At 45.4% G+C, this 13,932-nt stretch carries 12 protein-coding genes; 7 read left to right on the top strand and 5 right to left on the bottom strand.

From position 1 onward, the window contains the following. Nucleotides 1–133 precede the first annotated feature (133 nt). The gene (locus ACRC27_RS13810) at nucleotides 134–1,663 is read left to right on the top strand and encodes a cyclic di-GMP phosphodiesterase (RefSeq protein WP_438640144.1); all 1,530 of its coding nucleotides are present in this window, start codon (nucleotides 134–136) and stop codon (nucleotides 1,661–1,663) included. A 27-nt stretch (nucleotides 1,664–1,690) separates the two neighbouring features. Here the strand turns inward: ACRC27_RS13810 and ACRC27_RS13805 are convergent, their stop codons facing one another. Both ACRC27_RS13805 and sodB read right to left on the bottom strand, forming a co-directional pair. Then, the gene (locus ACRC27_RS13805) at nucleotides 1,691–2,083 is read right to left on the bottom strand and encodes a hypothetical protein (RefSeq protein ID WP_438624145.1); all 393 of its coding nucleotides are present in this window, start codon (nucleotides 2,081–2,083) and stop codon (nucleotides 1,691–1,693) included. Between the two features lie 156 nt (nucleotides 2,084–2,239). Then, nucleotides 2,240–2,821, bottom strand: coding sequence for a superoxide dismutase [Fe] (gene sodB, locus ACRC27_RS13800; RefSeq protein WP_438624144.1), 582 nt, complete (start codon nucleotides 2,819–2,821; stop codon nucleotides 2,240–2,242). Nucleotides 2,822–3,234: 413 nt separating this feature from the next. On the opposite strand from sodB, the gene ACRC27_RS13795 reads away from it, so the two are divergent. Both ACRC27_RS13795 and ACRC27_RS13790 read left to right on the top strand, forming a co-directional pair. Next, complete coding sequence (locus ACRC27_RS13795) at nucleotides 3,235–3,573, top strand: Grx4 family monothiol glutaredoxin (protein ID WP_438624143.1); 339 nt, start codon at nucleotides 3,235–3,237, stop codon at nucleotides 3,571–3,573. 342 nt (nucleotides 3,574–3,915) lie between these two features. Next, complete coding sequence (locus tag ACRC27_RS13790) at nucleotides 3,916–5,148, top strand: uracil-xanthine permease family protein (RefSeq protein ID WP_438640143.1); 1,233 nt, start codon at nucleotides 3,916–3,918, stop codon at nucleotides 5,146–5,148. 153 nt (nucleotides 5,149–5,301) lie between these two features. Here the strand turns inward: ACRC27_RS13790 and ACRC27_RS13785 are convergent, their stop codons facing one another. Next, the gene (locus tag ACRC27_RS13785) at nucleotides 5,302–6,744 is read right to left on the bottom strand and encodes a DUF2867 domain-containing protein (RefSeq protein ID WP_438640142.1); all 1,443 of its coding nucleotides are present in this window, start codon (nucleotides 6,742–6,744) and stop codon (nucleotides 5,302–5,304) included. Nucleotides 6,745–6,909: 165 nt separating this feature from the next. Beyond that, nucleotides 6,910–7,461 (bottom strand): phosphatase PAP2 family protein, encoded by a 552-nt coding sequence (locus ACRC27_RS13780; protein WP_438630305.1) that lies wholly within the window; start codon nucleotides 7,459–7,461, stop codon nucleotides 6,910–6,912. A gap of 193 nt (nucleotides 7,462–7,654) precedes the next feature. Here ACRC27_RS13780 and ACRC27_RS13775 point away from each other — a divergent pair, with 193 nt between their 5' ends. The 3 genes from ACRC27_RS13775 to nrdG all read left to right on the top strand — a co-directional run bounded on the left by ACRC27_RS13775 (nucleotide 7,655) and on the right by nrdG (nucleotide 11,748). Beyond that, complete coding sequence (locus tag ACRC27_RS13775; protein WP_438624138.1) at nucleotides 7,655–8,233, top strand: rhomboid family intramembrane serine protease; 579 nt, start codon at nucleotides 7,655–7,657, stop codon at nucleotides 8,231–8,233. A gap of 790 nt (nucleotides 8,234–9,023) precedes the next feature. Continuing rightward, nucleotides 9,024–11,144, top strand: coding sequence for an anaerobic ribonucleoside-triphosphate reductase (gene nrdD, locus ACRC27_RS13770; RefSeq protein ID WP_438631245.1), 2,121 nt, complete (start codon nucleotides 9,024–9,026; stop codon nucleotides 11,142–11,144). Between the two features lie 136 nt (nucleotides 11,145–11,280). Beyond that, nucleotides 11,281–11,748, top strand: coding sequence for an anaerobic ribonucleoside-triphosphate reductase-activating protein (gene nrdG / locus ACRC27_RS13765; RefSeq protein ID WP_438624136.1), 468 nt, complete (start codon nucleotides 11,281–11,283; stop codon nucleotides 11,746–11,748). A gap of 106 nt (nucleotides 11,749–11,854) precedes the next feature. Here the strand turns inward: nrdG and bioA are convergent, their stop codons facing one another. Then, the gene (bioA, locus tag ACRC27_RS13760; protein WP_438640141.1) at nucleotides 11,855–13,174 is read right to left on the bottom strand and encodes an adenosylmethionine--8-amino-7-oxononanoate transaminase; all 1,320 of its coding nucleotides are present in this window, start codon (nucleotides 13,172–13,174) and stop codon (nucleotides 11,855–11,857) included. A 232-nt stretch (nucleotides 13,175–13,406) separates the two neighbouring features. Between bioA and bioB the strand changes: the two genes are divergently transcribed. Further along, the coding region (bioB, locus tag ACRC27_RS13755; protein WP_438640145.1) for a biotin synthase BioB at nucleotides 13,407–13,932 on the top strand (526 nt) is incomplete at its 3' end.

Raw genomic sequence — 13,932 nt, 5'->3', positions numbered from 1 at the left:
ATGTACCATTGGTAGGTATTCTATCTTATACTCTGGCTTTAGCTTTTTGTGCTGTTTTTTGCTTACCCCCTTCATAGACAAGGGTGGAACTAAGATGGTGACTTTCTTTGAGTCTTATTTAGGTGATTAAAACGTGAAGAATAAAAAATATATTATATCACTAATAAGCCTACTTGTTTTTGTGTTGGTTTTTTTCTGTATTTGGATTTTTGCCAGCTACCAGCAGGAAAAAATGAGACACAGTGTAATGTACAGTGTCGGGAAAGTCATGGATGATAAAATAGACAAAATTGTTGATGACATGCTGTATATATCATCAATAGATAATCTTTCTTGTGATAATGTTCGTGATAAGCTGATAAAACGGGCGTCATACAATACAGAAGTCAGATCTTATATATTAGTGAGAAAGGGGACCGCATATTGCTCATCGTCACTAGGTGATATGTCAGAGCAAGTAGAGAACTATTTGCTTGGCATTAATCTAGGTGAAAAATACAGTATTGGATTAAGTCAAGGTACATTGTCGGTGCCCGATGCTCCCGTTATTACATTATGGCGAGGGATCTCGTCATCCGGTAGCGATACAGGTATTTTAGCAACTATCCCACTTTCAGTTGAAAGCTATAAAACAATTGTTTTTACTTCTGAACGGATTGATGATTTAGCTCTTGTGATTAATAATAAAGCAGTAACGACATTTGCAGATAAAATAATCTCAAAGAGTGAGCTTCCTATTCCTGTAGTGAAGATAGCTTCAGCGCGACACGGTTATGAAGTTTATGTTTTCGGTGATAAATTGCCTCTTTCTGCATGGTATGAGATCACGTTTTTTTCTGCGCTGATTGCTGTGATGAGTGGTTTGTTATCCTACTTTTATCTGGGTAACAACAGGGATATGCGAACACTGATTTTGCGTGGTATTAAAAGTGGTCAGTTTTTTGTTTTGTATCAGCCAGTATTTAGCTTACAAGATGGATCGTTGACTGGGTTTGAAGTGTTATTGCGTTGGCGGCATCCAACACAGGGCTTAATTCCACCCGATCAATTTATCAATTATGCAGAGCATTCAGGTGTGATTGTTCAATTAACACAGCATCTGTTTCAACTCATTATCAAAGATAGTGCTGAATTAGCAGAGGTATATCCTTCACCTACAAAAATGGCAATTAATATTTCAGCTCTGCATCTCAGCACACCCCATTTTATTGATGATTTAACCGCCTTTTACCAGCAGTTACCACAGAATCATTTTACGTGTGTGCTCGAAATAACAGAAAGAGTGTTGATCCAAGATGATGAGAGTGCAGAGCATATTTTTGTGAAGTTAAGAGAGTTAGGTTTTTTGATTGCTATTGATGATTTTGGCACAGGGCATAGCGCATTAATTTATCTGCAAAAGCATAAAGTGGATTATCTCAAAATAGATAAAGGTTTTATTCACTCTATTGGTTTAGAAACCATCAACACACCGGTACTGGATTCGATACTGCATATGGCCCATTCCATGAATATGGAAGTTGTTGCAGAAGGTGTTGAAACCCCGGCACAACTGGCGTATTTGCGTAATCTACATGTTGATCATGCGCAGGGTTTTTTCTTTAGTCGACCGCTGCCTAAAGAGCAAGTGATTAAACATCCCATCACTCATATTACACTGTAACCTTGATGCTTTAGTGCGGGAAAATAATTATTCGCAACGCGATATCACATTACCTTGAAATGCCTCAGCACCTTCAGCATTGGTATTTCCTGTACGCACTCGGCTGATAAAAACCTTTTTTTCATCTGTTGAAATTGACCAGGATTCAATGGTAGTAACATTGCCCTCATCATAAACACCCGCCGCTGTTTTATTACCAATAGAGATAAAATTAAGATTGCTTGGGGTTATTTTTGTTAGTTTATCGCTGATTTTAACAATAAACTTACTTTGACGTTCCGCACCATAGTAAAGTTCGGAATGATGACCTTCACCGTTATAACCTTTAATGTCACCGACCAGCCAGCAAGAGGCTGAGCTTGAAAAATTAATCAGTAATAATGAATAAATAATTAAATGTGTTTTTTTCTTTGAAATCATAACCAAAATCAAGTGTTAGACAGATTAGTTAACTATATGATTTTTCCGTTACCGGTATCAACCATTACTTACAATAGGGGCATTTTTTGTCTCTTTTACAATAAAAAAGCCTTTATCAAAATGATAAAGGCTTTTTAACGCGAATATCAGAGATATTTATGCTGCTAGGTTTTGTGCAACAAATTCCCAGTTGACCAGTGCCCAGAAACCATTGAGGTAGTTAGGGCGAACATTGCGGTAGTCGATGTAGTAAGCGTGTTCCCACACATCAACAGTCAGTAGTGGAGTATGGCCTTCAGTCAGTGGGCAGCCGGCATTTGATGTGCTGACAATTGCCAGTGTGCCGTCAGCTTTTTTAACCAGCCATGTCCAGCCTGAACCGAAGTTTTTTACTGCGGCATCATTAAACTGTGCTTTGAAAGCATCAAATGAACCGAAAGTGCTGTTAATTGCATCAGCCAGTGCACCCGTTGGTTCGCCACCAGCTTGAGGCGCTAAGCAGTTCCAGTAGAAGGTGTGGTTCCACACTTGTGCTGCGTTATTGAAGATAGGGCCAGAAGAGGTCTTTACAATCTCTTCTAATGATTTGCCTTCAAACTCAGTGCCTGGAACCAGATTATTCAGGTTAACCACATAGGTGTTGTGGTGCTTACCGTAATGGAACTCCAGCGTTTCAGCTGACAGGTGCGGTTCAAGTGCATTTTTTGCATATGGTAGTGCAGGTAATTCGAAAGACATTGCCATGATCTCCGTTATTGTTAGGGCATAGCCCAAGTTTTCTTGCTTCCTAAAATCACTCATACAAACTTGAGATGATCTGCCCTGAAGGGCTGTTGTATAACTGTTATGGTTTGGGATTTTAGCAAGTTTTTTCTATATTAAAAGGATATTAGCGAGCATAACGTGTAAATTTATCTGCGAGTCTCGTGACATATTGGTAGTCTAGTGAAAAGCAGGGGTACTTGATGCGCGCTTTGATGCGCATTGGCATGGTGAGTAAATATCCGGCAAATAAGCCGGTATGCCGGCTTTGTGCTCCACAAAACGACAATGAAGAGATATCCCTACAAAAAATGGGATTTTTTATTTATGCTCAGACTCGGTAGAATCAGGGCATACTTACATTCAATGATGGGCAATAGAGGTTAACAATGGAAACCATTGATAAGATTAAGCAACAATTGGCTGAGAACCCGATTATTCTGTATATGAAAGGGTCACCAAAGTTGCCAAGCTGTGGTTTTTCTGCTCAGGCAGTACAAGCAGTAATGAGCTGTGGTGAGCGTTTTGCCTATGTTGATATTTTGCAGAACCCTGATATCCGCGCTGAGTTACCAAAATTTGCTAACTGGCCAACGTTCCCACAATTGTGGGTTGAAGGTGAGCTGGTTGGCGGTTGTGATATTATGCTGGAAATGGCGCAAAAAGGTGAGTTACAGGCGCTGATTAAAGAAGTTGCAGCAAAATATAAAGATGAATCTGCAGAGTAATATCTTGCTCTCTTATGATTTATTGAAATAAACCATTGGCTTTGGTGTCATTAGTCAGAGCTATACACTGATATATATGTATATTTCAGTGTAATAAAGTGGCGCACTCATGTTGTGCCATTTTTTTATTTGTTGCCGCAAACGTTTGGTATTTTGACCAAGATACCGTATGATCCTGACCTCGATGCTTGTATATCTTTGTTTACGTATCGAATTCTTTTCCTGCGTACCCACACTTCTGATGACAGATAGCAGCAGACTTTAGTAACCCATACTATTCATCACATGAATAAACGGTTTGCTACCCCTTTATTTTATTCTGTCTGTTTTATAAGGTTCAGAATGTTCTCTTCTCTAAGACAAAGTATTGCCGGATTACAAATTTTGTTTGTGGCCTTCGGTGCAATGGTTCTTGTTCCGCTTCTGACAGGTTTAAACCCTTCTATGGCGCTGTTAGGGGCAGGGGTCGGAACGCTGCTGTTTCAGATCAGCACGCGTAATCAGGTGCCTATCTTTTTGGGATCAAGCTTTGCATTTATTGCGCCGATTATTTATGCCACACAGACATGGGGTGTGCCTTCGACCATGTTTGGTCTGTGCATGGCCGGTATCATGTACTTTGTTTTTGCCGGTGTGATTCGTGCTCGAGGTGTAAATTTTGTGCACCGTCTATTACCTCCGGTTGTTGTTGGGCCGGTGATCATGGTGATTGGTTTGTCGGTGGCACAGGTCGCGTGCAATATGGCGATGGGGCGGGTAAATGGTGAGCAGATTATTCCGCTGGATATGGCCATCGGTTTGGCAGGTATCTCTCTGGCGACTACTCTGATTACCGCTGTTTTTTGTAAGGGGTGGATACGTCTGCTGCCAATACTCTCGGGTGTGGTTGTCGGTTATGTTGCGTCGATGATGGCAGGTATTGTTAATTTTGAACAATTGTCTGCTTCGGCATGGTTTGTTATTCCTACCTTTATTACACCGGAGATCAATTGGGCTGCCGCGCTGTTTATGTTACCGGTCGCCATTGCGCCTTGTATCGAACATATTGGTGGTGTGATGGCTATCGGCGGCGTAACGGGTAAAGATTACACCAAATCACCGGGTCTGCACCGTACACTGTTTGGTGATGGTTTAGGTGTCTGTTTTGCCGGTTTGATTGGTGGCCCGCCGGTAACAACCTATGCGGAAGTCACCGGTGCTGTGATGTTGACGCGTAATTTTAAAGTGCTGACTATGACATGGGCGGCTATTTTTGCCATTATTTTGGCATTCGTGGGCAAATTTAATGCGCTGTTGACTTCAATTCCTATGCCGGTGATGGGCGGTATTATGTTACTGCTGTTTGGTTCTATTGCGGCAATTGGGCTGAAGACTTTGATTGATGCAAAAGTTGATCTGGGCTTACCGCGTAATATCGCGATTGTAGCGGTAACACTGACTATCGGGATTGGTGCGCTTGAGCTGAAAATCGGCAGTTTTGCATTGGCGGGCGTAGGGCTGGCTTCACTGGTTGCTGTACTGCTGAATTTGATTTTACCGCATACGGTGGTGAGTCACGTTGATGAAGCTAAATAACTTACTGAGTAAGTAAACTGAGTAAGTAATCAGTAGCAAAGTGCTTTTAACGGATTAATATAGTGAAAGCCATGTGCACGCAGTGTGGTGTACATGGCTTTTTTGTTCCTTTATTTTGGCCGTTTTTCTGTTATTTACCTGAGTGTTAAAGGGTTAGCGTTTTTGGTTTTTGAGTACGTTTTTAACTATCTGCATGCACATTCCGCGGAAAATAAACAGATGGGCAGGCATCATCGCAAACCAGTAGAGTAACCCCGGAAAACCGGCCGGATGCCACCATGCTCTAACATCCAAATAGCGTAGATTGTCTTTTTCAGTGATAGTGAAGTCGAGCCGCCCTAAGCCCGGAGCTTTCATTCCAAATAATAAACTCAGTTTTTTTTCAGGATCAGCACAAATCACCTTCCACGAGTCGACTTTATCACCCACTTGCAACATGGCATGTTCAGGGCGCTGACGCACGTGGGGTTTTCCGCCGAATAAACGATCCAGATGTGCGCGGGTTGTCCACAATATATCGGCATAAAAGTAGCCATGATCACCGCCGACTTTGTTGATCTCTTCCCATAAATCTTTACTGCTTACGCGGGTGGCAAGACGATAACCGGCATTTTTAGGATAGAAGCTGTAATCGGCTTTCCATGTTGATTTGGCATCGGCATCGTACCCCCAGCGGGCGGAGTCGAGAAAATCAGAGCCGTGCTTGAGCGTTTCACTGATGGCCTCTCGGTAGCTAAGAAGAGGCTGCGGGATCAGCGCCTGAAGCGGGGCACTGTTAGCAGGAAGGTCGTGCGACAACCCACCAATCAAGGCGCGAGCAATGTTTATCGGTACGGTAGTAATTACACGTAACCATTTTGCAGAGAGTGCCGGAGATAAAAATGGCACGGGAATAATGATGCAAGATTTACCGGTAATATCAGCGTAAATCTTCATCTGATCTTGGTAGCTAATATAATCAGGCCCGCCGACATCAAAAATACCGTCATTAATGGGGGTGTTAATCAGCGCAGAGAGATAGAACAGTAGGTTATCAAGAGCAATTGGGCTGGTTTTCGAGCGCACCCAGCGTGGGGTGATCATTATCGGCAGATGATTGACCAGATCACGCATCACTTCAAATGCGGCGGATCCTGCGCCGACAATAATGCCAGAGCGCAGCTCGATAACTGGAATACCGCTGCCGCGCAGAAGCTCTCCGGTGATCCGACGGGCTTGCAGGTGTTCTGATTGTTTGGCGTGTGGTTGTAATGCACCAAGATAAATGACTTTTTTCACTGATGATTGCTGCAGTATCTGTGCGCAATGTGTGGCCGCACTCTGCTCTTGTGCTAAAAAGTGGTTGCCATCATTCATGCTGTGTACAAGGTAATACACGATATCAATGTCGGTCAGTAAACCGTTGAGTGTTTCTGCTTTTTGCAAATCAGCGTAGACCAACTCAACTTGTGGTGATGTTGCCCACGTCTGATTGCTGAGAGTGGCGGTATCACGTGCTACAGCTCGGATGTTATAGCCTTGCGGTATAAGATGTGCAATGAGGCTGGTTCCGATATAGCCGTTTGCACCAAGAATCAGTATGCGTGGTAGGCTCATGTTCTGCATTCCATGCTCAATAAAAAAGGTCATGGCTGCATTATACCTATACTACATACACCTAACTACAAGCAAGAATATGGCAATCACGGTTTGTGCCAGAGCCTGAGTTTTAGCGTTTGGTGGTACATAAGGGGCTCATAAGCCCCATTTCCCTGAATAAAATTATGCTCTGCATCCTTCAAAGTAGGTGTTGATTTTGGCTTGTATCTTTTTACCAATAGGCCGTGCGAACCCAGCGGCACACAGGCTGACGGGAATAGCGCCAAGAATATCAAAGGGAAAGTGTACACCGAGAAAGACTCTAGCCCAGCCAATACCTACGCCTGTGAGTAGAATGGCGGCACCGGCTGCCCGAAAGTGTGAGAGATATAAAGAGAAACCGAGGCTAAAGACTAAGGTAGCATGCCCGCTGGGAAATGAAGCGTTGGCTTTGTGATACAGGAAAGTTTTCCCGATGGGGAGCATAAAAGGCCGCGGGTGCGGGAAAATCTGGCCGATAATGGTACAGAACAGGTAGCCTAATAGCCCGCATCCGAATGCGGTGATAATGGCCGCTTTGACTTTGGGTGGCCCGAAAAGTAGGGCGAGGCTAAGTGCACTTAAAATCAGGTAGATCATCCAGCTTGCCATAAATTGGGCAAACATAAATCGGATTAAAGGGTGCGCACTGCTGGCATTAATCAGTAAAAACAGTTGGTGATTGAGTGTTTCCATGATCTGTTTAAATCCGTGAATGAAGTCTGAAAGTTGAAAAGGGGCATGTACCAGATTTTGGCTGCCTTTTATTGGGAATACTGTTTACAGGGTTGAGGGGATAACCACGACTCTTTTTTATGAAAGCGGGGAGTTGGTGTCGGTTTCATTTAGGTTTTAGGGGTATGACAAGACAGTGATAAGCAGGGAAAATATGATGAAACGTTTACCGCGAGTGGTGTGGGTTATTCTGGCGATTGATGCGCTGTGCCTTTTTTTTCAGATATTGAATATGCTGGGTGGCGGTTATTTTGTGCGATTTGGTTTGCAGCCGGGAAGTGCAAATTTGCTGCCTGCACTGCTGTTAGCTCCGCTGATTCATGGATCATGGGCGCATTTACTGAGTAATGTAGTGCCTTTTACGCTGTTGTCGTGGCTGGTATCTCGCTACGGGGCTGGGCGTTATTACGGCTTACTGGCACTGGTATGGGCTGGTGGCGGTATGCTGGTGTGGTTGTTCGCGCGTCAGGCTTATCATGTTGGGTTGAGCGGGGTTGTTTATGGGCTGTGGGCTTATTTGCTGGTCTATGCGCTGATTTTGCGCAGTGTTAAATCTCTGTTGATTGCCTTTGCGGTGGTACTGATTTACGGCGTGATGTTTTTTGGCCTATTTCCTACCCAATTGCGGGTTAGTTTTGAAAGCCACCTCTTTGGCGCGGCGGTCGGCGGCGTTTATGCTTATATGTTGGCGCGCTATGACCGCCATATAAAGCATAAACAGGCTGTAAAATAGACATGATAAGGAAAAACTCAACAGCCGGTAACGGAAAGATACAAGTGTCATTTTTCCAGTCAGAGGCAAGTTAACGTTACGCTGTAGCGCAGGATTAGCGTGAACGATGGCTTGCTATTTCAGGCTAACAGGCGGTAAATAGAGTGAGTTTCACTGATCTGGAGAGTTAATATGAGCCACGATTTAAAGAAAAAGCCACAGAAAACTCAACAAGAACGTCGAGCTGAGAAACGCGAGAAAAAGCATCCGCATGAAGATCATCAGGATGCCGCGAAGTAAATTCGTAAAACCGATCATAATGTATGCTGTAAAATATTCACTGTGATCAATAACCCGTCTTCATTTCAGAATGGCGGGTTTTTTTATGCCTAAAATCCGGTGTTTTCGCGTTCTATGTGGCGGTAGAAATAGGGGGGATGTGGCGTGTTGATGATGGACGTGAAACAAAGGCGTATTTTGGTATACAACGTCTGTTTTTTTCTGGGATAGGCGATTTTTTTTAGAATATTTTTCTGGTGTATTTTTGAGCTGTAGCAGAAGTGAAAATTGCGCGGAAAAAGCAGTTAACAAGCGAAATATAATCTGATAAGGGGCGGTGTGAAGTGGCCGACGAAGCGTAATAATATTGCGTGGGAAAGAATCGCTCACGAAAAACAGTTGATCTAGATCAATGTATCAAACCGCGTAATCTCGCCTAATACACCACATCTAGTAGATAGCTTTATCATCTCATCAATATTTAGTGTTTTGCATAAAGTATGGCGAGTTGGTAGCAAGTGGAGGAAGTTCAGTGAAGCCGGTTGTAATTAAGCGTGACGGGTGCCGTGTAGCGTTCGATGCAAAAATGATTAAAAATGCAGTGATCAGTGCCGCTCGAACGGTTGAAGTGATGGAACCTGCCTATGCTGAGGCCGTGGCTGAGGCTGTTGAATCCTCCCTTAATGGCGCGCAGGAAGTGGCCATTCATACCATTCAAAATGCAGTGGAAAACCAGCTGATGTCTGGGCCGCATAAAGCGGTTGCAAGAGCCTACATTGAGTATCGCCACGATCGTGATGTTGCGCGTGAAAAAACCAGCCGTTTGAACAGTGAAATTCGCGGGTTAATTGAGCAGAGCAATGCCGCTTTGCTCAATGAAAATGCGAATAAAGACAGTAAAGTGATCCCAACTCAGCGTGATTTGCTGGCCGGTATTGTGGCCAAACACTATGCTTTGCAGCATTTGTTACCGCGTGATGTGGCACAAGCGCATGAGCGCGGTGAACTGCACTACCACGATCTGGATTACGCGCCATTCTTCCCGATGTTCAACTGCATGCTGATTGATCTTGAAGGGATGCTGACACACGGCTTTAAGATGGGGAATGCTGAAATTGACACGCCAAAGTCAATTTCAACGGCAACAGCAGTGACCGCGCAGATTATTGCGCAGGTGGCGAGCCATATTTATGGTGGCACGACCATCAACCGGATTGATGAGATCCTTGCGCCTTATGTTACGGCCAGCTACAAAAAGCACCATGCAGTTGCGCTGGAGTGGGATATTGCTGACCCAGTGGCTTTTGCGCATGCTCGCACCGAGAAAGAGTGTTACGACGCATTCCAATCACTTGAGTATGAAGTGAACACCTTGCACACGGCAAATGGGCAAACCCCGTTTGTCACCTTTGGCTTTGGGCTGGGTGTTTCATGGGAATCACGCCTGATCCAGCAATCTATACTGAAAAACCGCATTGCTGGTTTGGGGAAAAAGTGTAAAACCGCCGTTTTCCCAAAACTGGTCTTTGCGATTAAAGATGGTTTGAACCATAAGCCGAGTGACCCGAGCTACGATATTAAGCAGCTTGCGCTAGAGTGTGCCACCAAGCGTATGTATCCGGATATTCTGAACTACGACAAAGTGGTGGAGGTGACCGGTTCATTCAAAACCCCGATGGGTTGCCGCAGTTTCCTTGGTACGTATGAGGAAGAGGGTGAGCTGATCCATGATGGCCGTAACAATATTGGTGTTGTCAGCCTGAATCTGCCGCGTATCGCGTTGGAAGCAAAGGGTGATGAACAGGCATTCTTCCGCTTACTGAATACCCGTTTAGCGCTGGCTAAAGAGGCGCTGGATACCCGTATTGCGCGTTTGCAGGATGTAAAAGCCCGTGTTGCGCCAATTCTGTATATGGAAGGGGCATGTGGTGTGCGCTTGAATGCCGATGATAGCGTGGCGGAGATCTTCAAGCATGGTCGAGCGTCTATTTCTCTTGGCTATATTGGTCTGCATGAAACCGTGAATGCCCTATACGGTACACAAACACATGTATACGACTCTGCCGAGCTGCGTGAAAAAGCCATTGCCATTGTGCAGTGTCTGCGTGATGCCACTGATGCATGGAAAGAAGAGAGCGGCTATGGCTTTAGCCTGTACAGTACACCGAGTGAGAACCTGTGCAGCCGTTTTTGCAAAATAGACACACAAGAGTTCGGTATTGTTGCGGGCGTTACCGATAAAGGTTACTACACCAACAGTTTCCACCTTGATGTTGAAAAAGCAGTGAATCCATACGATAAGCTCGATTTTGAGATGCCTTATCCGGCTATCGCGAACGGTGGTTTTATCTGTTATGGCGAATACCCGAACATGCAGCACAATATTGAAGCGCTGGAAAATGTGTGGGATTACAGCTATAGCCGTGTGCCGTATTATGGTACGAATACCCCGATAGATGAGTGCTATGAGTGCGGTTTTACCGGTGAGTTTGAGTGCACCAGTAAAGGTTTTACCTGCCCACGTTGTGGTAATCATGAGCCAACTAAAGTATCAGTGACTCGTCGTGTTTGCGGTTATCTGGGCAGCCCTGATGCGCGTCCGTTTAACTATGGTAAGCAAGAAGAGGTAAAACGTCGGGTGAAACACCTGTAACGCAGAGTTGATATAAGGTCTGATTTGAGTGATGCCTGTGATGCAAACACGATAGTTTGTGTGACGGCGTCACTTTTTTATTGCACAGACTCTTTTTTGCTGTACACCAGTCAATGCTTGAAGTGGGAATACTGCGGTGAACTATCATCAATACTATCCGGTCGATGTGATTAACGGGCCGGGAACTCGTTGTACACTGTTTGTATCGGGTTGTGAGCACCAGTGTCGGGGCTGTTATAACCAGTCTACATGGCGGCTTGATTCTGGACACCTGTTTACGCAGGCGATGGAAGATCAGATCATTGCTGATCTGTTAGATACTCGCATTAAGCGGCGCGGATTATCCCTTTCCGGCGGCGATCCGCTGCATCCTGCCAATGTTTCGGCAGTGCTTGCATTGGTTCAGCGGGTGAAACGCGAGTGCCCAGATAAAGATATTTGGTTGTGGAGTGGGTACACACGTGCCGAGCTAACGCCCACGCAACAAGCGGTATTGCCCTATATTGATGCGCTGGTGGATGGGAAATTTATTCAGGCTGAAGCTGATCCGGCATTGGTTTGGCGCGGCAGTGCGAATCAGATTATCCACCGCTTTACACTGTAAAGCGGTGTGTATTGCTCTGAGATTATATAGCTATGAGATTATGCAGCCAGTACAACGTATCTGACCGTTTAGTGTTAGCTATTTATCCGAAAGTGATTTTCGAGTATTACTCGGCTGAAACCGCTTCACCAAGCGGTGTTATCTGAGATGATTTATCTGATATCACGTGGAAAATCGCCTGCACTAATTGCCGTATATCATCTTGAGTGGCGATATACGGCGGCATAATGTAAATCAGCTTTCCAAACGGGCGTATCCAAACGCCGGCCTGCACAAATTGAGCCTGTAATTGCGCCGTTGATACCGGCTCTTTCATCTCGACAACCCCAATAGCGCCCAATACCCGCGTAGCGGCAACATGGGGCAATGCGGCCAGAGGCAGCAGTTCGGCTTTTAGCTGCGCTTCAATGTCAGCCACCTGTGTTTTCCATTCCCCTGTAGCCAGTAATGCCAAACTCGCGTTAGCAACACTGCATGCCAGTGGATTAGCCATAAACGTTGGGCCGTGCATAAAGCAGCCCGCTTCACCATTACAGACGGTATCGGCGACATGACGAGTGGTAATGGTTGCCGCCAGTGTCAGATATCCGCCTGTTAGTGCTTTTCCCAGACACAAAATATCGGGCGTGATACCCGCGTGTTCACAGGCAAACAATTTTCCGGTACGGCCAAATCCGGTGGCAATTTCATCGGCAATCAGCAATACACCATACTGATCACACAGCGCCCGCACTTTTTGTAAATAGTTCGGGTGGTAAATTCGCATGCCTCCCGCGCCTTGTACTATAGGTTCGAGGATCACCGCCGCAAGCGTTTGGTGATGCTGTTCTATCTGCTGGGCAAAAGAGGCGATATCGCGCTCATCCCACGGATCATTAAATCCACATTGTGGTGCATCAGCAAAACGGTGTTGTGGTAAAAACCCCCGATACAAGCCATGCATGGCATTTTCAGGATCACAGACCGACATCGCGCCAAAAGTATCACCGTGATAACCGTGCTTAATCGTCAAAAATTCCGCACGAGGCTCTGCCCGTGCCTGCCAGTATTGCAGTGCCATTTTCATGGCGACTTCCACCGCAACAGAACCTGAATCAGATAAAAATACACACTCAAGTTTGGCTGGCGTGATATCCACCAGCGTACGGCACAGTGTTATTGCAGGCTGATGGGTTATCCCGCCAAACATGATATGAGACATCTTAGGGATCTGAGCCTGTAATGCGGCATTGAGTGCCGGATGGTTGTAGCCGTGTACCGCCGCCCACCATGATGACATTCCGTCAATCAGTGCTGTTCCATCTTCTAAATAAATACGGGTTCCGTGTGCAGAGCTGACCGGATAGCAGGGCAGCGGGTGGCTCATCGATGTGTAAGGGTGCCAGATATGGCGCTGATCAAACTCAAGATCGGCAATAGAAGTCATGGCGATAAAATAACCTTATGTAAACCATTATTAATTCATGTTATTGACAGTGTACCTGTGAGAATTACACTAGCCAAAATTTTTTCACGATTATTTATCCGGCAATAGCATGGAGCAAGGTATGGAACAGCCTAGAGTGCAACCTACAGCGCAGCAGACATTAGCAGGCGATAACACCGTTCGTCATGATTGGACAGTAGAGCAGAGCCGTGCGTTGTTTGAGCTGCCATTTATGGATCTGCTGTATCGCGCCCAGCAGGTGCATAGGCAGTATTTTGATCCGAATCATGTGCAGGTAAGTACGCTTTTATCCATAAAAACAGGCGCTTGCCCAGAGGATTGTAAGTATTGCCCCCAAAGTGCACGCTACCAAACGGGCGTTGAAGCCGAGCGTTTGCTGGAAGTGGAGAGCGTGCTTGAATCAGCACGTAAAGCAAAACTGGCCGGTTCGAGCCGTTTTTGTATGGGGGCCGCGTGGAAAAATCCGAAAGCGCGTGATATGCCGTATTTGGTCAAAATGGTCGAAGGCGTTAAACAGCTTGGGTTGGAAACCTGTATGACACTCGGAATGTTGACAAGTGATCAAGCTGAAACACTGGCCGATGCGGGGCTTGACTACTACAACCATAATCTGGACACCTCGCCTGAGTTCTATCAGCAGATCATTACCACACGTACTTATGATGATCGCTTGAATACGTTAGCGCATGTTCGCTCTGCGGGTATGAAGGTGTGTTCCGGCGGTATTGTGGGCATGG

This window comes from Plesiomonas sp. (assembly GCF_051650925.1).
Taxonomy (GTDB): Bacteria; Pseudomonadota; Gammaproteobacteria; order Enterobacterales; family CAMTGL01; genus Plesiomonas.
Note: the sequence above shows the minus strand (reverse complement) of the source record. Positions and strands in the feature narration are given on the sequence as shown.